This is a genomic window from Streptomyces johnsoniae, from assembly GCF_031845565.1.
GTDB classification, from domain to species: Bacteria; Actinomycetota; Actinomycetes; order Streptomycetales; family Streptomycetaceae; genus Streptomyces; species Streptomyces johnsoniae.
Genome location: NZ_JAVREV010000017.1, coordinates 54246 through 73163 on the forward strand (window position 1 = coordinate 54246; position 18918 = coordinate 73163).

Genomic DNA, 18918 nt, shown 5'->3' on the forward strand with positions numbered 1-18918 from the left:
CCACAGGGCAGGGACATGATCACTCGCCGGCTGACGGCGGGGGCACGGACCGCGCCCGGCCCATACGCGGGGAGGCGGGGTCGCCGCGCGCGGTCCGTCGGAGGGGATCGGGACCTCTGCCCTGCACAGCGGGGGTACCGACTCCTGCTCCCACCGGCGAGTCTGCCGGAAAGCCACTGGAACTCCAGCAGCACACAGACAATTTCAGTCGCGATGTGTGTTGACTCAGCTACCAAACGATGAATTTCTCGACTCAAGTGACGCTACTGCCACCTGGCCGCACGGACCCCCCTCCGCCACGTACCGGACAAATCAGAAGGCTTGCAACACGACCGGAAATCACGGCCGGGTGCACGTGCCGAAGCGCCAGGCCCCGGAGAACTTCGTCATGAGTCATCCGCCGCGCCGACCACGGCCGCCAGCTCCGCGATGCCGCGCGGCCCCACCCGGCAGCAGCCGCCGACCAGCCGCGCGCCCGCCGCACACCACTCCCCCGCCAGCGCGGCGGGCCCCGTGGCGGGGCCGCGCCACCTGCGGCCCGCGGCGTCCCACACCTCACCGCTGTTCGGATACGCCACGGCCGGCTTCCCCGTGACCGCGACCGCCAGCCCGACCGCCTCGGCCACCTCCCGCGGCTGACAGCAGTTGACCCCCACCGCCACCACCTGCTCCTCCCCCGCCGCCACCGCGAACGCCTCCGCCAGCGGCTGCCCCGCCCTGGTGCGGCCGTTCGCCACCGTGTACGACAGCCACACCGGCACCCCGCAGCCGCGGGCCGCCGCGAGCAGCGCCTCCGCCTCCCGCACGTCGGGCACCGTCTCAAGCGCCAGCACGTCGGGGCCGGCCGCGGCCATCGCCTCGATCCGCGGCCGGTGGAAACGCACCAGCTCCGCCCGGCTCAGCCCGTAACGGCCGCGGTACTCGCTGCCATCCGCGAGCACCGCGCCGTACGGCCCGACCGAGGCCGCGACCCAGCGCGCCCCCGCGGCCCTGGCCAGCCGCACGCTGTCGCCGAACAGCCGGACCGCGGCGGCCCGGCCGATCCCGCGGCGGGCGAAGCCCTCGAACGACGCCTGGTAACCGGCCGTCGTCACCACCTGCGCGCCGGCGCGCACGTACGCCGCGTGCGCCCGGGCGATCTGCTCCGGCTCCTCGGCGAGCACCCGCGCCGTCCAGAGCGCGTCGCGCAGGTCGCAGCCCTGGTCCTGAAGCTGGTTGGACAGGCCGCCGTCCAGGACCAGGGGGTGCGCGCCGAGCCGGGGGAACGTCACGACAGTTGCGGCTTGACCTGTCCCGCGATCAGTTCCAGATGCGCCAGGTCGTCCAGGTCGAGGATCTGGAGGTAGATCCGCGAGGCCCCGATCTCCGCGAAGCGGCCGATCTTGTCCACGACCTCGGCGGGCGAGCCCGCCAGCCCGTTGCGCCGCAGCTCGTCCACGTCCCGGCCGATGACCGCCGCCCGCCGGGCCACTTCGGCATCGTCCCGGCCGACGCACGCCACCAGCGCGTTGGAGTACACCAGGTCGTCCGGCTTGCGTCCGGCCTCCTCCGCCGCCCGGCGCACGCGGTCGAACTGCGCCGCGCTGTCCTCGGCCGAGGCGAAGGGAATGTTGAACTCGTCCGCGTACCTGGCGGCCAGGCGCGGTGTGCGCTCCTTGCCCATGCCGCCGACCAGCACCGGCACCCGCGACTGCACGGGCTTCGGCAGCGCCGGCGAGTCCTCGATCCGGTAGTACTCGCCGTCGAAGGAGAACGTCTCGCCCTCCGGGGTGCCCCACAGCCCGGTGATGATCTCCAGCTGCTCCTGGAGCCTGGGGAACTTCTCACGCGGGAACGGAATCCCGTACGCCGTGTGCTCGGCCGCGAACCAGCCCGCGCCGAGGCCGAACTCGACGCGCCCGCCGGACATGGCATCCACCTGGGCGACCTGAATGGCCAGCACGCCGGGCAGCCGGAAGGTGGCGGCCGTCATCAGCGTGCCGAGCCGGATGCGGGAGGTCTCCCTGGCGAGCCCGGCCAGCGTCAGCCAGGCGTCGGTGGGCCCGGGCAGCCCGTCGGCACCGCCCATCTGCAGATAGTGGTCGGAGCGGAAGAACGCGTCGAAGCCCAGGTCTTCCGTGGCCTTGGCGACGGACAGCAGGGTGTCGTAGCTTGCGCCCTGCTGCGGTTCGGTGAAGATACGCAGATCCATGGACCCCATTCTCCGCGCTCGGGAAAGCCGGGCCGAGGGCGGGGATCACCCGGCGCGCCGGACCGCCGCCGTCCGGCCGCCCGCCCGCCGCGCTCAGATCACCGAGTGCTTCTCGTCCGTCCGCACCCGCAGATGACTGTTCTCGCGGTGGTTCAGGTCTTCGAGCACCGCGCGCGCCTGCATCTCCTCCAGGTGGGCCGCGGACTCCCGGCCAAGGCCCCGTAGCGCCGCCGCGAGCCAGGTGCGCTGCTGCGCCACCACGAACGGGTCGAACGGCTGCTCGGCCGCATGCCCGAGCGCCCGGTCCACCCAGCGGGCGGCCTCCTCGAACTCGCCGACCTCCAGGTGGTATTCGGCGAGCACCCCGGCGGCGATGGTCCGCTCGTAGGGCAGCGGCGCCGTCTCGTAGTTGCGCGACAGCAAGCGGTGCGCCGCCGCGTGATTGCCGAGGAACAGCTGGCAGCGGCCCAGATTGTTGATGATCTGCGGCTGGAACTCGCCGATGCCCGCCGCCCGCACCTCCGCGAGCGTCCGTTCCGCCACCTCCACCGCCTCGGCGATCCGCCCGGCCGAGCCGAGGCAGGGCACCAGGTTCAGCGTTGTGGCCAGCGCCTCCGCCCGCTCGCCGACGGAACGGAAGAGACCGATGCTGCGCCGCAGCAACTCCCCGCCCTCGTTGCCGCGGCCCTGCTGCCCCGCGGCCTTGCCCAGCTGCCCGAACGCCACCGCCTGGGCGAACCGGTCGCCCCCGCGCCGCCCCACCTCCAATGCCAGCTCGCACAGCTGCCGCTGGGCGCGCCAGCACAGCCGCATCCCGAAGTAGCTCTCCAGCGCCCGCACGCTCTCCAGGGCGAACGTCGACAGCGGGCGCCCGCCCAGCTCGCCGCCGCCGTCGTACTCGGGGGCGGCCAGCTGGCGGGCCAGCGACAGGACGTCGTCCAGGGCCTCGTCCGCCCACGGCAGCGACTCGTCCACCGACGTGAACAGCCGCCCCTGCGGATAGCGGTCCGCGCCCGCCTGGTAGCGCCTGCGGTAGTGCTCGGCCAGCGCCAGCGGCCCGTTCACCCGGTGCAGCGAGCCCAGGTACCAGCGCGCGAGCTCCGCGAGCCGCGCGGTGGCCCGGTCCCGCGGCACCCGCGCCGCCTGCCACGCCGCCGCGGCGCGCACCAGGTCGTGCAGCGCGTACACGCCGGGCCGCGGACTCCCCGCGATCTGCGCATCGGCCAGCCGGTCGAGCGCCTGCCTGGCCTCGGCGGCGGAACAGCCGACCAGCGCGGCGACGGAACCGGGGCTGAACGACCGGACCGCAACGGCGCCGAGCAGCGGGAACATCGCGGCGGCCCGCTGGTCCTCCGGCTCGCGCGAGGCGGCGAGCTGGTCGATGCTCACCATCAGACTCGCCCGCAGATCCAGGTCGGGCGCGGTCAGTTCGTCCATGCGCTGCCGCTCGTCGGCGAGCACGGCCGTGAAGTCCGCCACCCGCCAGCACGGCCGCGCGGCCATCCTGGCCGCCACGATCCGCAGCGCGAGCGGCAGCCGGCCGCACAGCGCGACCAGCTCCTCCCACTCCCGCCGGGTGCCGCGCTCCCCGGTCCCGCCCGCCACCGAGCGCAGGAACGCCACCGCCTCCTCGGTGGTCAGCGGCGTCAGGTGCAGGTGGTGGCCGCGGTGCAGCCCGGTCAGCGCCGTGCGGCTGGTCACCACGGCCGCACAGCCCGGCTCCGCCGGCAGCAGCGGCGCCACCTGCGCCGCGTCGAGCGCGTTGTCGAGCAGGATCAGCACCCGGCGCGCGTGTAACTGCTCCCGGTAGAACGCGTCGGCGGCGTCGGCGTCCTGCGGCACCTCCTTGACCGGCGTGCCGAGCGAGGCGAGCAGGACGCGCCGCGCCTCCGCCACGTCGAGCGGCACGTTCCGCGGATCGGCACCGCGCAGGTCGACATACAGCAGGCCGTCGGGGTACCGGTCCTCGACCTCCCGGGCCGCACGGACCGCAAGTGTCGATTTGCCGACTCCGCCGGGACCGTCGATCAGGCAGACCGCGGGTGCGCCGAGCGCGCCGCCGAGCCACCCCCTGATGCGGCCCAGCTCAAGACCCCGGGCGACGAACGTGGCGCTGCCGGGCGGGAAGACCGCCCGGTGCGCGGCCTGCCCGCCGGGATCGGCGGGCAGGTCGCCGCCGGCCGACGCGTCGAACGCCAGACGGCGCAGGCGGCGGCGCGACGGGTGGGCGCGCGCCTGCGCCACCAGCTCGTCGGCGATCTCGGCATGGCGGCCGAGCGCGATCAGCAGCTCGTACCTCTCCTCGGCGGCGCACAGCCGCAACTCGTCGAGCGCGGGCAGCTCGTTCGCGCGCAACGGCCCCTCCGGCAGGCCGTCGAGCGGCGTGCCGCGCCACAGCGCCAGCGCCTCCGACAGCGCCCGCTCGGCCCGCCGCGGATCGGCCGTGCCGATGGTGCGCGCCAGCCGCAGCGCCTCGTGCACCCGGCCGACGTCCGTCTCGGACGGCTCGACGGCCAGCAGGAACGCACCCGGCAGGGTGCGCAGCCGCCCCGCGGGCAGTGCCCGGCGCAGCCGCCGCACGTAGTCACACAGCGTCGCCCCGGCGCGCGCGGGCTGCCGCACGCCCCACAGGCGGGCGGCCAGCTCGGGCCCCGGCACCTCCTGCCCGGGGCGCAGCGCGAGCGCGGCCAGGACCGCGCGCAGCCTGGGGGCGGTCACGGGCAGCGGGGTACCGTCGTCCGCCGCCACCTCCAGCGGGCCGAGGAGCCTGATGTCCAAGGGAAACCCCCACCGCCGATGCCGTGGATCACCACTCTACTGGGCGGCGGGCGGGGATTTGAGGGGCTGGAGCACGGCAACGCACTCCAGGTGGTGGGTCATCGGGAAGAGGTCGAACGCCCGCAGGAACCTGGGCACATAGCCGGCGGCCCGGAAGTGCGCGAGGTCGCGCGCCAGCGCCGCCGGGTCGCACGCGACGTAGGCGATGCGCCGGGCGCCGAGCGTGGTGACGCGCTCCACCACGTCGCGCCCCGCGCCGGCGCGCGGCGGGTCGAGGACGACGAGGTCGGCGCTGGTGATTCCGGTACGGGGCAGCACCTTGGAGACCGTGCCCTGCTCGACGCGGACCCGCGGGAAGTCCGCGAGATTGTGCCGGGCGTCCTGGACGGCCCGCCCGGAGACCTCGATGCCCAGCACCGCGCCGCGCTCACCCAGCCGGTCGGCGAGCGCCCCGGCGAACAGACCGGCCCCGCAGTACAGGTCGAGAGCGGTTTCGCCCTTGCGCGGAGTGAGCCCCCGCATCACCGCGTCCACCAGCAGCCCGGCGGCCTCCCGGTGGCCCTGCCAAAAGCCGCCGCCCGACACCCGCCAGGTGCGGCCGTCGGCGCGTTCGCGCACGAACGCCCGGCCGTGCACCCGGTGCACCGGCGGCTCGCCGCCGCGTTCGCGCCCCTCCTCGGCGCGCATCACCGACACCGGCCGGTCCAGCTCCACCAGCGGCAGCCGGTGGCCGGGACGCGGCGTGAGGACCACGAGCCGGTCGTTCGAGCCGGTGGCCGCCGCGGCCTCGACGGAGGCGATACCGGGCCAGGTGCGCCGTTCGACGCCCAACTCCGTGACGCCTTCTGCGGCGATCAGGCAGCGGTCGACGGGCTCCACCTCGTGCGAGCGGTGGCGGCGCAGCCCGGCGCGGCCGTCCTCGTCGACCGCGTACTGCACGCGCGTGCGCCAGCCCGGGACCTCTCCCGCGCCGACCTTGTCACCCGGGGCGGGCTCGACGGTGCCGTCCCAGCCGGCCTCCTCGGGGGTCAGCCCGGCGAGGGCCCGCAGCTGCTCGGCGAGGACGTCGGCCTTCAGCCTGCGCTGCGCGCCCGGCTTGACGTGCTGCCAGTCGCAGCCGCCGCAACGTCCAGGACCGGAGAACGGGCAGGGCGCGGGGACGCGGTCCTTCGCGGCCTCCAGCACGCGCACGGCGTCGGCGCGCAGGTAGCGGGAGTCCTCCCGCCCCTCGGTGACGCGCACGACCACGCGCTCTCCCGGCAGGGTGTGCCGGACGAACAGGACCCGGCCCTCCGGGGTGCGGGCCACGCAGTGCCCGCCGTGCGCCACCGGGCCGACCTCGACCTCGTACTCCTGGCCCACCAGGGAGGCGGCCTTGGGCGAGGGATCTGCGGTGGGCATGGGAGGGTGCTCCGAACGTCGACGACAGCGGCGTTCCAGTCTACGGGCGCCTGATCCGGTGCCCGTGGCCGCGCCGGACGGCGCCCGGCACGTGCAGCGGGTGGCGCCGCCCGATGCGGGCGCGGGCGGCCTCGGCCGAGTGCAGCTGCCAGGGCACGGAGGTCACGGTGACGCCCGGGGTCAGCAGGAGCCGCGCCTTGAGGCGCAGCGCGCTCTGGTTGTGCAGCAGCGTCTCGTACCAGTGGCCCACCACGTACTCGGGAATGATCACGCTGACGACATCGTCGGGGTGGGTGTGCCGCAGCTTCTTGACGTACAGGACGAAGGGGTGGGTGATCTCGCGGTAGGGGGCGTCGAGGATTTCGAGCGGCACGTCGATGTGCCGGCGCCGCCAGTCCTCCGTCAGCCGCCGGGTGTCGTCCGGGTCGATGGCGATGGTGACGGCGGTGAGGCTGTCGGCACGCAGCAGCTTGGCGTAGGCGAGGGCGCGCAGCGTCGGCTTGTGGACCCGGGAGACCAGGACGACGGCGTGCACCTGGGAAGGCCGCATGCCCAGCCGGTCCTCCGGGACGTCGACGGCCAGTTCGTCGGCGACCCGGTCGTAGTGGCGCCTGATCGCCGTCATCACCGCGTAGAACAGGGCCATGCCGAGGAGGGAGACCCAGGCGCCGTGGCTGAACTTGGTGAGGAGCACGATCGCCAGGACCAGCGCGCAAAGCGCCGCGCCGAAGCCGTTGAGCGCCCGCGCACGGTGCATGCGCCGGCGCGCGGCCGGGTCGCGCTCGTCGGCGAGCAGGCGGTTCCAGTGCCGCACCATGCCGCTCTGGCTGAAGGTGAACGAGACGAAGACGCCGACGATGTACAGCTGGATCAGCTGGTTGGCGTCGGCCCGGAACGCGACGACCAGCAGGGCGGCCGGCAGCGTGAGGAACACGATGCCGTTGCTGTAGGCGAGGCGGTCCCCGCGGGTGTGGAGCTGGCGCGGCAGGTAGCGGTCCTGGGCGAGGATGGAGCCGAGGACGGGGAAGCCGTTGTAGGCGGTGTTGGCGGCGAGGAAGAGGACCAGCGCGGTGGCCGCGGCCAGGCAGAGGAACGGCAAGGACCCGTCGCCGAGGACGGCGATGCCGACCTGCGCGATGACCGGGTCCTGGTGGTGGCCGGCACCCGCGGGCTCGCCGTCGATCAGCAGGTCGCGGGCGGGGTCCTCGGCGAGGCGGACGTCCGTGTGGAGGGCGAGGGCGACGATGCCGGCGAACATGGTGGTGGCCAGGGCGCCCAGCACGGCCAGCGTGGTCGCGGCGTTGTGGCTCTTGGGCTCGCGGAAGGCGGGCACCCCGTTGCTGATGGCCTCCACCCCGGTGAGCGCCGCGCAGCCGGAGGAGAACGCGCGAAGCAGCAGGAAGCCCATGGCCAGACCGGAGAGGCCGGTCTGCTGGGGAACGATCTCGTACCCGGCGGTCGGCGCGCTCATCGTGTCGCCGAGCACGAGTGCGCGGAACGCGCCCCAGGCCACGGTGCCGAGGACGCCGATGACGAAGGCGTAGGTGGGGATGGCGAACAGCCGTCCCGACTCCTTCGCCCCGCGCAGGTTCATCAGCATCAGCAGGGCGATGACGGCCAGCGCGCTCAGCACCTGGTTGTGCCGCACGAAGCCGACGGCCGAGCCCAGGTTGTCCACCCCGGCCGAGACGGACACCGCGACGGTGAGCACGTAGTCGACGAGGAGGGCGCCGCCCACCGTCAGCCCCGCGCGGCGGCCGAAGTTGCCCGAGACGACGGTGTAGGCGCCGCCGCCGCCCGGGTAGGCGCGCACCGTCTGCCGGTAGGACGCCACGACGGTGATCATCAGCAGGACGACGGCCGCGGTGATCCAGGCGCTGTGCGGGTACGCCGCCACGCCGGCGATGGACAGCACGAGCAGGATCTCGCCTGGGGCATACGCGACGGAGGACAGCGGGTCGGACGCGAACACAGGGAGGGCGATACGTTTGGGCAACAGCGTCCTGCCCAGGGAGTCGCTGCGCAGGGCACGGCCGAGGAACAGCCGCTTCGTGCGATCCATGCGCTCACGGTACGTGAGCAAGGGGCCGGAACCGGACAGTTCGGCACCCCGACCGGTAGCGTGGCCCGCACCGAAGGAGACCTATGCACATCGTCATCATGGGCTGCGGGCGGGTCGGCGCGACCCTGGCCCGGATTCTCGAGGAGCGGGGGCACTCGGTCGCCGTCATCGACCGCGACCCGACGGCGTTCCGCCGGCTCGGCTCCCGGTTCGGCGGGCGGCGGGTGACCGGCCTCGGCTTCGATCAGGACACGCTGCGCGAGGCGGGCCTCGCCGACGCGGGCGCCTTCGCCGCCGTGAGCAGCGGCGACAACTCCAACATCATCGCCGCCCGGGTGGCGCGCGAGGTGTTCGGCGTGGAGAACGTCACCGCCCGGATCTACGACCCGCGGCGGGCCGAGGTGTACGAGCGGTTCGGCATTCCGACGGTGGCCACCGTTCGCTGGACGGCCGACCAGATGCTGCGCCGACTGCTGCCCGCGGGCGCCGAGCCGCTGTGGCGCGATCCGAGCGGCGGAGTGCAGCTTTCCGAGGTGCACGTGGCGGCGTCCTGGCTCGGGCACCGGGTGCGCGCGTTCCAGGAGCGGACGGGCGTGCGGGTCGCGTTCCTGACCAGAATGGGCGAGGCGATGCTGCCGACCGCGCAGACGGTGCTCCAGGAGGGCGATCTGGTGCACGTGATGATGTACAGCGATCAGGTCGCCGAGGTGGAAGCGGCGTGCCTGCTCGGCCCGGCGGATTCGTGAAGGGAAGCGCCGCATGAGAGTGGTGATCGCGGGGGCCGGGGCGGTGGGCCGTTCGGTGGCGGCGGAGCTGCTGGAGAACGGGCACGAGGTGCTGCTGATCGACAAGTCGCCCCAGGCGGTCTCGGTGGAGCGGGTGCCCGAGGCGGAATGGCTGCTCGCGGACGCCTGCGAGATCGCCGCACTGGACGAGGCCGCGCTGGAACGCTGCCAGGTGGTGATCGCGGCCAGCGGCGACGACAAGGTCAACCTGGTGGTGTCGCTGCTCGCCAAGACGGAGTACGGCGTGCCACGCGTGGTGGCCCGGGTCAACCACCCGAAGAACGAGTGGCTGTTCAACGACGCCTGGGGCGTGGACGTCGCGGTCTCGACGCCGCGCCTGATGTCCGCGCTGGTGGAGGAGGCGGTGAGCATCGGCGACCTGGTGCGGCTGATGCGCTTCAGCCAGGGCGAGGCCAATCTGGTCGAGCTGACGCTCCCCGAGGGGGCCGCGCTCGTCGGCACCCGGGTCGGCGAGGTTGCCTGGCCGCAGGACACCGCCCTGGTCACGATCATCCGCGGCGCCCGCGTCCTGATCCCCGACCCGGACGACGCCCTGGCCGCGGGCGACGAACTGCTGTTCGTGGCGGCCCCGGCCAGCGAGGGCCGGCTGGAGGACCTGCTGTCGCCCCGCGGTCAGAAGAGGCCCCGCGAAGATCCGGGCGACAGGGCCTAGTCTCCGGCCTGGACCTGGGGCGGTGGGCCGGTGGCGGGCTCCGCGTCCTCCGGGGCCGTTCCGGCCTTTGCGGCGGCCTTTTCCCGCTTCTCCCGCGCCTCGCGCTCCTCCCACTCCGCGATCACGTCGATCGGGGCGGGGGCCTTCACGAGGATGATCCAGGTCAGGTAGACCGCCAGCAGGAACGGCGGGATGCCGAGTGCCACCCGCAGCCAGCCCAGCTGGGTGGCGTCCCCCCAGAAGTAGATGGGGAAGGTGATGGCCGACTTGGCGAGCAGGATGCCGCCCCACACGTAGCTGGCCTTCGTGTAGGCGACCTTGCGCCCGGGGTTGCGGGTGCGCCACGAGAGGTTTTCGCGGAAGACGGGGCCGAGGACCAGCCCGAGCAGCGGGACGCCCGCGAGTGAGGTCACGACATACGCGACGCCCAGGCCCAGCGTGTACAGCATGCCGGGCAGATAGAAGTTCTTCGCGTCGCCCGACATCATCGCGAAGACCGCGCCGAACGCCACACCGAAGACACCCCCGAAGGCGTGCTTCGCGGTGTCCCGGCGGATCAGCCTGGCCAGGGCCAGCACCGCGGACAGGCTCAGCGCGAGGACGGCCGAGACGTTGATGCTCCGGTTGATCGTGTAGCTGAGGACGAAGATCAGGCCGGGAACGGTGGTCTCCACCATGCCGCGGACCCCGCCGAACGCCTCGAAGAACGCGGCCCGGGTCGCCGCCTCGTCCACCTCTTCCGGTGCCCCTGCGTTCACTCGGCTACTCCTCTTCCCGCGGTTGCAGCTGGTATCGGGGATTGAACAGCACCGGGCGGCCATGTGTCACCGCGATCCGCCCGACGGCGACCAGCGATCTGCCGGGCTCCACGCCGGCGATGGCACATCGCCCCAGCCAGACGACGTCCAGGGAGGCGGTGCCGTCGTCCAGCTCGGCCTGAAGTGCGGGCATCCCGGCGACCGTCCGCTCGGTCACCGTACGCAGCGTACCGCTCACCCTGACGATCCGGCGCTCCGCGGCCTCCCCGGCGCACTCGCGGATACGGGTGCACCCGGCGTCGGGCGGCTCCGGGTCCGGCGTCAGGTCGTCCCCGCCACCGGGCTCGGAACGTCCGAACAGCCGCCGCAGCCAGCCGCGGCCCTCCGCACTCATGCCATCAGCGTAACGTGGCCGCGCCATCCGTCTGCTCCGTCAGCGTTCGAAGCGGTAGCCCATGCCGGGCTCGGTGATCAGGTGCCGGGGCGCCGAGGGGTCGGCCTCCAGCTTGCGGCGCAGCTGCGCCATGTAGACCCGCAGGTAGTTGGTCTCGGTGCCGTACGCGGGGCCCCAGACCTCCTGGAGCAGCTGGCGCTGGCTGACCAGCCGCCCGGTGTTGCGGATCAGGACCTCCAGCAGGTGCCACTCGGTGGGGGTCAGCCGCACGTCCCTGCCCCCCCGGTGGACCTTCTTGGCCGCGAGGTCGACGGTGAACCCGCCGGTCTCCACGACCGCCTCGTCCTCGGCCGAGCTTGGCTCGGCGCGGCGGACCGCGGCCCGCAGCCTGGCCAGCAGTTCGTCCATGCCGAACGGCTTGGTGACGTAGTCGTCCGCGCCCGCGTCCAGCGCCTCCACCTTCTCGTCCGAGGTGTGCCGCGCGGACAGCACGATGATCGGCACCCGCGTCCAGCCGCGGATGCCGGTGATGACCCGCACGCCGTCCATGTCCGGCAGGCCGAGGTCGAGGATGACGACGTCCGGGTGCCGGTCCGCGGCGAGCCGGAGCGCGGACGCGCCATCCGCGGCGGTGTCCACCTCGTACTTGCGCGCCTTGAGGTTGATGACGAGCGCGCGGAGGATCTGTGGCTCGTCATCGACTACGAGCACCCGGTGCATGGGCCGCCTTCCGTTCCGTCTGTCGTGCCGTGGGCAGGGTGATCACCATGGTCAGCCCACCGCCCGGGGTGTCCTCGGCGTCCAGCGTGCCGTGCATCGCCTCGACGAAGCCGCGGGCGACCGCGAGGCCGAGCCCGACGCCGTTGCCGCGGGGGGTGTCGCCGTGCCGCTGGAACGGCTCGAAGATCCGGTCCTTGTCGCTGTCGGGGACGCCGGGCCCGCGGTCGACCACGCGCACCTGGACCTGCTCGCCCAGCGCGTCGGCCCGCACCAGCACGGGCTTGCCCGGCGGGCTGTACTTCACGGCGTTCTCCACGACGTTCGCGACGCTGCGCTCCAGCAGGCCGGGGTCGGCGGCGGCGAACGGCAGCGATTCGGGGATGTCCAGCTCGACGACGCTGACGTCGGACAGGCCGCCGAGCGCGCGCGGCACGACCTCGTCGAGGTCGATCTCGCGCAGCAGCGGCTCCACGGTGCCGGTCTGGAGCCTGGACATGTCCAGCAGGTTGCCGACGAGCTGGTCGAGGCGGTCGGCCCCCTGTTCGATGCTCTCCAGCAGGTCCGCCTCGTCTTCCTCCGACCAGGCGACGTCGTCGGAACGCAGACTCGACACGCTCGCCTTGATGGCCGCGAGCGGCGTGCGCAGATCGTGGGAGACGGCGGCGAGCAGGGCGGTGCGGATGCGGTTGCCCTCGGCCAGCTTGTGGGCGCGTCCGGCCTCGTCCTTCAGCCGCTGGCGGTCCAGGATGGCCGCCGCGTGGGCGGCGAACGCGGTCAGCACCCGCCGGTCCTCGGCCGGCAGGACCCGGCCCGAGAGCGCCAGCATGGTGTGCTGGCCGATCGGCACGTCCACGTCGGCGTCGTCCGGCGTGTTGACGGGCTTGGCGCCACCGTTGACGGAGACGCTGCCGACGCAGGCCCACTTGCGCCGGTCGAGGTCGCGTTCGAGCAGCGCCGCCGTCTCCATGCCGAAGGTCTCCCTGGCGCGTTCCAGCAGCGCGCCGAGGGTGTCGTCGCCGCGCAGGACGCTGCCGGCCAGCAGCGTCAGCGTTTCGGACTCCGCGCGCAGCCGCGCGGCCTGGTGCGTTCGGCGGGCCGAGCGGTCCACGACGGTCGCGACGGCGACGGCGATGGCGAAGAAGACGACGATGGCGACGATGTTGTGGCCCTCGGCGATGTCCCACTGGTGGGTGGGTCTGGCGAAGTAGAAGTTGAGCAGCACGGTGCCGAAGGCCGCGGAGACCAGCCCCGGCCAGAGACCGCCGACCAGGGCGGCGAGGACCGTGAAGGACAGGAACAGCAGCACGTCACTGGCGAACTCGGCGCCCGGCGCCGGCTCGGACAGCGCCCACGTCAGCAGCAGTGGCCCGGCCAGGCCGATCAGCCAGCCGCTGAGCGTGCGGGAGCGGCCCAGGCGCGCGCTGTGCGCGACGGGCAGGCCGCGGCCCTTGGCCACCTCGTCGTGGGTGACGATGTGCACGTCGATGGAGCCGGACTCACGGGCCACGGTGGCCCCCACCCCTGGCCCGAAGATGTACTGCCAGGACTTGCGGCGGCTGGAGCCGAGCACGATCTGGTTGGCGTTGACACCGCGGGCGAAGTCGAGCAGCGAGCCGGGCACGTCGTCGCCGATGACGTGGTGGAACGTGCCGCCGAGCTGCTCGACGAGGGTCCGCTGGGCGGCCAGCTCGCGCGGTGAGGCCGAGGTGAGGCCGTCGGCCCGGGAGATGTACACGGCGAGGATCTCGCCGCCCGAGCCCTTGGCCGCCATGCGGGCGGCCCGCCGGATCAGGGTGCTGCCCTCGGGTCCGCCGGTGAGGCCGACGACGATGCGCTCCCTGGCGTGCCAGGTGGAGCGTATGCCGTGCTCGTTGCGGTACTGCTGGAGGTAGGCGTCGACCCGGTCGGCGGTCCACAGCAGGGCCAGTTCGCGCAGCGCGGTGAGGTTGCCGGGGCGGAAGTAGTGGGAGAGGGCGGCGTCCACCTTGTCGGGGGCGTAGATGTTGCCGTGGGCCATGCGCCTGCGCAGGGCCTCGGGGGCCATGTCCACCAGCTCGATCTGGTCGGCCCGCCGGACGACCTCGTCCGGCACCGTTTCGCGCTGGCGCACGCCGGTGATGGACTCCACCACGTCGCCCAGCGACTCCAGGTGCTGGATGTTGACGGTCGACACCACGTCGATCCCGGCGTCGAGCAGCTCGTCGATGTCCTGCCAGCGCTTGCCGTTGCGCCCGCCCGGCACGTTGGTGTGGGCCAGCTCGTCCACCAGGGCGACCTTGGGCTCCCGCTCCAGCACGGCATCGACGTCCATTTCGGTGAACACGCTGTCGCGGTACACGACCTCCCGCCGCGGCACCTGCTCCAGGCCGTGCAGCAGCACCTGGGTGCGGGGGCGCTCGTGGTGCTCCACGAGCGCGACCACGATGTCCGTGCCACGCTCCGCGCGCCGGTGCGCCTCCGAGAGCATGGCGTACGTCTTGCCCACTCCCGGAGCGGCCCCGAGGTAGATCCGCAGCTTGCCGCGTCGTGCCATGACTCCATTCTCGTCCCCCCGCCGCGGATCACCCGGCGATCGGGTGCCGGGCGGCCGTCAGGGTCCCGTATGAAATGCGCCTGCCCAGGCCCGGGGCGGCCCCCGCCGCCCCGGGCCCGCTCACCGGGCGGTGAGCTCACGCAGCGCGAGGTTCAGCTCCAGGACGTTGACCCGCTCGTTGCCGAGGAAGCCGAGGTCGCGGCCCCGGGTGTGCTCCTCGACCAGCCGCGCCACGTCCTCGCGCGGCAGGCCGTTCGCCTCGGCGACGCGGTCGGTCTGGAGCCGCGCGTAGGCGGGCGAGATGTGCGGGTCGATCGCCGAGGCCGAGCCGGTGACCGCGTCCTGCGGGACGTCGTCCACGGACACGCCGTTGAACGCCGCGACCTGCTCGCGGGCCTCGCGGACCGCTCCGAGCAGCGTCGGGTCGCTCGCGCCGAGCTGGCTCGAACCGGTGGCGAGCGGGTCGTAGCCGCCGTGCGAGGGCCGCGGCTGGAACCAGTGCGGGTCGGGGTCGCCGTCCGCGTCGTTCCAGGTCTGGCCGATGAGCGCGGAGCCGGCCTCGCGGCCGTCCGCCTCGGCCATCGAGCCGTTCGCATGGCCCGGGAACGCCGCCTGCGCCACCCCGGTGATCAGCAGCGGGTAGGCCACGCCGGTGAGCAGGGTGAGGACGAGCACGGCCCGGATGGCGGCGAACAGCGGGCGGACCGTGGTGCGGGGGTCGAGGGACATGTGGATCACCCGATGCCTGGGATGAGGGAGAGGAGCAGGTCGATGAGTTTGATGCCGATGAACGGGGCGATCAGGCCGCCGATCCCGTATCTGCCGAGGTTGCGGCGCAGCATGCGGTCGGCGCCGAGGGGACGGTAGGTGACGCCGCGCAGCGCGAGCGGCACCAGCGCCACGATGATCAGCGCGTTGAAGATGACCGCCGCCAGGATGGCGGACTCGGGCGAGGCGAGCCCCATGATGTTGAGGTGGTCCAGGCCCGGATACGCCGCGGCGAACATGGCCGGGATGATCGCGAAGTACTTCGCGACGTCGTTGGCGAGCGAGAAGGTCGTCAGGGCACCGCGCGTGATCAGCAGCTGCTTACCGATCTGGACGATGTCGATCAGTTTGGTCGGATCGGAGTCCAGGTCGACCATGTTCGCGGCCTCCTTGGCCGCGGAGGTGCCGGTGTTCATGGCGACGCCGACGTCGGCCTGCGCGAGCGCGGGCGCGTCGTTCGTTCCGTCGCCCGTCATGGCCACCAGCCGGCCGCCGGCCTGCTCGCGCTTGATGAGGGCCATCTTGTCCTCCGGCGTGGCCTCGGCCAGGAAGTCGTCGACGCCCGCCTCCGCGGCGATGGCCTCGGCGGTCCTGGCGTTGTCGCCGGTGATCATGACGGTCCTGATGCCCATGCGCCGCAGTTCGGCAAACCGTTCGCGCATGCCGTCCTTGACGACGTCCTTGAGGTGGATGACGCCCAGCACCCGCGCGGCCCCGGCGCGTTCCTCGGCGACGAGCAGCGGGGTGCCGCCCTGCCCGCTGATGGCCTCCACGGCACCGAGGACGGCGCCCGGCACGGTGCCGCCGAGCCCGGTGACCCACGCGGTGACCGCGCCCGCGGCGCCCTTGCGCACGCGCCGCGTGCCGGTGTCCACGCCGGACATGCGGGTCTGCGCGGTGAACGGGACCCAGACCGCGTCCGGCACCTCGTCCCGGCCGCGGGCCGCGAGACCGTGGCGGCCGGTGGCCAGGGCCACGACGGACCTGCCCTCCGGCGTCTCGTCGGCGAGCGAGGACAGCAGGACCGCGTCGGCGAGGTCGGCCTCCCGCACACCGGCGGCGGGCCGGAACTCGGCCGCCTGCCGGTTGCCGTACGTGATGGTGCCGGTCTTGTCGAGCAGCAGGGTCGACACGTCGCCCGCGGCCTCGACGGCCCGCCCCGAGGTGGCCAGCACGTTGCGCTGGACCAGCCGGTCCATGCCGGCGATGCCGATGGCGGACAGCAGCGCGCCGATGGTGGTGGGGATGAGGCAGACCAGCAGCGCGGTGAGCACCACGAGGGACTGCTCGGCGCCCGCGTACACGGCGAACGGCTGGAGCGTGACCACGGCGAGCAGGAAGACGATGGTGAGGCTCGCCAGCAGGATGTTCAGGGCGATCTCGTTCGGCGTCTTCTGCCGGGCGGCGCCCTCGACGAGGGAGATCATCCGGTCCAGGAAGGTGTCGCCCGGCCTGGCGGTGACGCGGACGACGATCCGGTCCGAGAGCACCCGCGTGCCGCCGGTGACGGCGGAGCGGTCGCCCCCCGACTCGCGGATGACGGGCGCCGACTCGCCGGTGATCGCCGACTCGTCCACCGAGGCGACGCCCTCGACGACGTCGCCGTCGCCCGGTATGACGTCCCCCGCCTCGCAGACGACCCGGTCGCCGACGGCCAGCGCGGTCCCCGGCACCCGTTCCTCGCCGCCGCGGGTGAGCCGGCGGGCGACGGTGTCGGTGCGGGCCCTGCGCAGCGAGTCGGCCTGGGCGCGGCCGCGGCCCTCGGCGACGGCCTCCGAGAGACTGGCGAACAGGACGGTCAGCCACAGCCAGGCCGCGATCGTCCAGCCGAACCAGTCCCCGGGGTCCGTGGCGGCCAGCACGGTGGTCAGCACGGAGCCGATCTCGACCACGAACATCACCGGGGCGGAGATCATCAGCCGCGGGTCGAGCTTGCGGAACGCCTCGGGCAGCGAGGCCCACAGCAGGCGCGGGTCGAAGACGCCGCGCGCGGCGCGGGCGCCGGGCACGGAACGCCCCGACCGCGGCGGGCCCGACGCGGTTTCCGGTCGTACGGGGGTCGAGGTGCTCATACCGCGAGTCCTTCCGCGAGCGGGCCGAGAGAGAGCGCGGGGAAAAAGGTCAGCCCGGCGACGACGACGGTGCCGGCGACGAGCATTCCGGCGAACAGCGGCCGGTGGGTGCGGAGCGTGCCCGCCGTGACGGGCACCGGTTGCTGCTGGGCGAGCGAGCCGGCCAGCGCGAGGACGAAGACCATCGGCAGGAACCGCCCGAGGAGCATCGCGAAGCCGAGCGTGGTGTTGAAGAAGCCGGTGTCCGCGCCGAGGCCGGCGAACGCGCTGCCGTTGTTGTTGGCCGCGGAGGCGTAGGCGTACAGGACCTCGGAGAAGCCGTGCGGCCCGACGTTCGTCATGGCCTCCTCGCCGTCGGGCAGCGCCATGGCCACGGCGGTACCGGTCAGCACCAGGGCGGGCGTGATGAGGATGGCGCAGGCGGCGAGCTTGATCTCGCGGGGACGGAGCTTCTTGCCCAGGTACTCGGGGGTGCGGCCCACCATGAGTCCGGAGATGAAGACCACGATCACGGCCATGATCAGCATGCCGTAGAGCCCCGAGCCCACGCCGCCGGGCGCGACCTCGCCCAGGACCATGCCGAAGATCAGCACGCCGCCGGAGAGGCCCTGGTAGGAGTCGTGGAAGGAGTTGACCGAGCCGGTGGAGGTCATGGTCGTCGAGACCGCGAACAGCGAGGAGGCGCCCTCCCCGAAGCGCTGTTCCTTGCCCTCCATCGAGCCGCCGGCCAGCTGCGAGGCCGTGCCGGGGGCCTGCCGCTCCACGACGGTGACGGCGATGACGCCGGCCAGCCAGATGACGCCCATCGCGGCGACGACGGCGTAGCCCTGCTTCACGTTGCCGACGAGCCGCCCGAACGTGCGCGGCATCGAGAACGGGATGGCCAGCAGCAGGAAGATCTCCAGCAGGTTGCTGATGCCGTTCGGGTTCTCGAAGGGGTGCGAGGAGTTGGCGTTGTAGAAGCCGCCGCCGTTCGTCCCCAGGTTCTTGATGGCCTCCTGCGAGGCGACGGGGCCGCCGGGGATCTGCTGGGCGGCGCCGGTGAGGGTCTGGACCTCCTGCGGCCCGGCGAAGCTCTGCACGGCGCCCAGCGCCACCAGCACCACCGCGGCGAGCGCGGCGATCGGCAGCAGGATGCGAACGGTGCCGCGGACCAGGTCGGACCAGAAGTTGCCCAGTTCGCCGGTGCGGAAGCGGGCGAAACCGCGGATCAGGGCGATGGCGACGGCCAGGCCGACGGCGGCCGAGACGAAGTTCTGCACCGCGAGGCCACCGGCCTGGACCAGATGGCCCATGGCCGACTCACCCGCGTAGGACTGCCAGTTCGTGTTGGACACGAACGAGACGGCGGTGTTGAACGCCTGGTCGGGCGGAATCGGGTCGAAGCCGAGCGACAGCGGCAGACGGTCCTGGAGCCGCAGGAGGGCGTAGAGGAACAGCACGCCGACGGCCGAGAAGGCGAGCACCGCGCGCAGGTAGGACGGCCAGCGCATCTCGGCATCGGGGTCGGCGCCGATCGCGCGGTAGACCCAGCGTTCGGCGCGCAGGTGGGTGCGGGAGGAGTAGACGGCGGCCATGTAGTCGCCGAGGGGGCGGTGCACGAGGGCGAGCGCCACGATCAGGGCGGAGATCTGGAGCACGTCCGCCAGGGTGTGGTTCATCGGCGGTGCTCAGAACTTCTCTGGGAACAGCAGGGCCAGCACGAGGTAGCCGAGCAGGACCGCGGCCACGCACAGGCCGGCGACGTTCTCCGCGGTCACAGCTTCGCCACCCCTCGGGCGAC

At 73.2% G+C, this 18918-nt stretch carries 15 protein-coding genes; 2 read left to right on the forward strand and 13 right to left on the reverse strand.

The genetic code is table 11. The annotated features are described in order from the left end of the window. Window positions 1-386: 386 nt before the first annotated feature. From mmuM to RM779_RS26480, 5 genes are all read right to left on the reverse strand, one after another. Window positions 387-1241: a homocysteine S-methyltransferase gene (gene mmuM / locus RM779_RS26460; RefSeq protein WP_311620360.1), complete on the reverse strand. Its 855-nt coding sequence runs from the start codon at window positions 1239-1241 to the stop codon at window positions 387-389. A 26-nt stretch (window positions 1242-1267) separates the two neighbouring features. Continuing rightward, entirely contained in the window at window positions 1268-2191 is a 924-nt protein-coding gene (locus RM779_RS26465; protein WP_311620272.1) for an LLM class F420-dependent oxidoreductase, read from the reverse strand. Between the two features lie 93 nt (window positions 2192-2284). Beyond that, window positions 2285-4969: an AfsR/SARP family transcriptional regulator gene (locus tag RM779_RS26470; RefSeq protein ID WP_311620273.1), complete on the reverse strand. Its 2685-nt coding sequence runs from the start codon at window positions 4967-4969 to the stop codon at window positions 2285-2287. Between the two features lie 36 nt (window positions 4970-5005). After that, window positions 5006-6370, reverse strand: coding sequence for a class I SAM-dependent RNA methyltransferase (locus tag RM779_RS26475; RefSeq protein ID WP_311620274.1), 1365 nt, complete (start codon window positions 6368-6370; stop codon window positions 5006-5008). Between the two features lie 40 nt (window positions 6371-6410). Then, complete coding sequence (locus RM779_RS26480; RefSeq protein WP_311620275.1) at window positions 6411-8432, reverse strand: APC family permease; 2022 nt, start codon at window positions 8430-8432, stop codon at window positions 6411-6413. 83 nt (window positions 8433-8515) lie between these two features. Here RM779_RS26480 and RM779_RS26485 point away from each other — a divergent pair, with 83 nt between their 5' ends. Together RM779_RS26485 and RM779_RS26490 are read left to right on the forward strand one after the other, a co-directional pair. After that, the gene (locus tag RM779_RS26485) at window positions 8516-9178 is read left to right on the forward strand and encodes a potassium channel family protein (protein ID WP_311620276.1); all 663 of its coding nucleotides are present in this window, start codon (window positions 8516-8518) and stop codon (window positions 9176-9178) included. A 13-nt stretch (window positions 9179-9191) separates the two neighbouring features. Then, window positions 9192-9890 carry a potassium channel family protein gene (locus RM779_RS26490; protein ID WP_311620277.1) on the forward strand — a complete coding sequence of 233 codons (699 nt, stop codon included), beginning with the start codon at window positions 9192-9194 and terminating at the stop codon, window positions 9888-9890. Here RM779_RS26490 and RM779_RS26495 read toward each other — a convergent pair. From RM779_RS26495 to kdpF, 8 genes are all read right to left on the reverse strand, one after another. Further along, the gene (locus tag RM779_RS26495; protein WP_394813393.1) at window positions 9887-10711 is read right to left on the reverse strand and encodes a DUF3159 domain-containing protein; all 825 of its coding nucleotides are present in this window, start codon (window positions 10709-10711) and stop codon (window positions 9887-9889) included. The genes RM779_RS26490 and RM779_RS26495 overlap by 4 nt on opposite strands. Then, window positions 10653-11042 carry a single stranded DNA-binding domain-containing protein gene (locus tag RM779_RS26500; RefSeq protein WP_311620279.1) on the reverse strand — a complete coding sequence of 130 codons (390 nt, stop codon included), beginning with the start codon at window positions 11040-11042 and terminating at the stop codon, window positions 10653-10655. The genes RM779_RS26495 and RM779_RS26500 overlap by 59 nt, the downstream gene beginning before the upstream one ends. A 39-nt stretch (window positions 11043-11081) precedes the next feature. Further along, a complete protein-coding gene (locus RM779_RS26505) occupies window positions 11082-11762 on the reverse strand; it encodes a response regulator (protein WP_311620280.1) in 681 nt (226 codons plus the stop codon). Then, complete coding sequence (locus RM779_RS26510) at window positions 11737-14295, reverse strand: sensor histidine kinase KdpD (protein WP_311620281.1); 2559 nt, start codon at window positions 14293-14295, stop codon at window positions 11737-11739. The genes RM779_RS26505 and RM779_RS26510 overlap by 26 nt, the downstream gene beginning before the upstream one ends. Before the next feature lie 120 nt (window positions 14296-14415). Beyond that, window positions 14416-15024: a potassium-transporting ATPase subunit KdpC gene (gene kdpC / locus RM779_RS26515; protein WP_311620282.1), complete on the reverse strand. Its 609-nt coding sequence runs from the start codon at window positions 15022-15024 to the stop codon at window positions 14416-14418. Between the two features lie 5 nt (window positions 15025-15029). Then, window positions 15030-17135, reverse strand: a complete 2106-nt coding sequence (gene kdpB / locus RM779_RS26520; protein WP_311620283.1) for a potassium-transporting ATPase subunit KdpB — start codon at window positions 17133-17135, stop codon at window positions 15030-15032. After that, window positions 17132-18796, reverse strand: coding sequence for a potassium-transporting ATPase subunit KdpA (gene kdpA / locus RM779_RS26525; protein WP_311620284.1), 1665 nt, complete (start codon window positions 18794-18796; stop codon window positions 17132-17134). The genes kdpB and kdpA overlap by 4 nt, the downstream gene beginning before the upstream one ends. A gap of 9 nt (window positions 18797-18805) precedes the next feature. After that, a complete protein-coding gene (kdpF, locus tag RM779_RS26530) occupies window positions 18806-18895 on the reverse strand; it encodes a K(+)-transporting ATPase subunit F (RefSeq protein WP_311620285.1) in 90 nt (29 codons plus the stop codon). Window positions 18896-18918 lie beyond the last annotated feature (23 nt).

Bases quoted from the DNA above. Each gene is read 5' to 3' on its own strand.
- RM779_RS26475 (WP_311620274.1), bottom strand. From the start codon at position 6,370: ATGCCCACCGCAGATCCCTCGCCCAAGGCCGCCTCCCTGGTGGGCCAG.
- RM779_RS26505 (WP_311620280.1), bottom strand. From the start codon at position 11,762: ATGCACCGGGTGCTCGTAGTCGATGACGAGCCACAGATCCTCCGCGCG.
- RM779_RS26510 (WP_311620281.1), bottom strand. From the start codon at position 14,295: ATGGCACGACGCGGCAAGCTGCGGATCTACCTCGGGGCCGCTCCGGGA.
- RM779_RS26495 (WP_394813393.1), bottom strand. From the start codon at position 10,711: ATGGCCGCCCGGTGCTGTTCAATCCCCGATACCAGCTGCAACCGCGGG.
- RM779_RS26490 (WP_311620277.1), top strand. From the start codon at position 9,192: ATGAGAGTGGTGATCGCGGGGGCCGGGGCGGTGGGCCGTTCGGTGGCG.
- RM779_RS26485 (WP_311620276.1), top strand. From the start codon at position 8,516: ATGCACATCGTCATCATGGGCTGCGGGCGGGTCGGCGCGACCCTGGCC.
- kdpA (WP_311620284.1), bottom strand. From the start codon at position 18,796: ATGAACCACACCCTGGCGGACGTGCTCCAGATCTCCGCCCTGATCGTG.
- RM779_RS26500 (WP_311620279.1), bottom strand. From the start codon at position 11,042: ATGAGTGCGGAGGGCCGCGGCTGGCTGCGGCGGCTGTTCGGACGTTCC.
- kdpB (WP_311620283.1), bottom strand. From the start codon at position 17,135: ATGAGCACCTCGACCCCCGTACGACCGGAAACCGCGTCGGGCCCGCCG.
- kdpC (WP_311620282.1), bottom strand. From the start codon at position 15,024: ATGTCCCTCGACCCCCGCACCACGGTCCGCCCGCTGTTCGCCGCCATC.
- RM779_RS26480 (WP_311620275.1), bottom strand. From the start codon at position 8,432: ATGGATCGCACGAAGCGGCTGTTCCTCGGCCGTGCCCTGCGCAGCGAC.
- RM779_RS26465 (WP_311620272.1), bottom strand. From the start codon at position 2,191: ATGGATCTGCGTATCTTCACCGAACCGCAGCAGGGCGCAAGCTACGAC.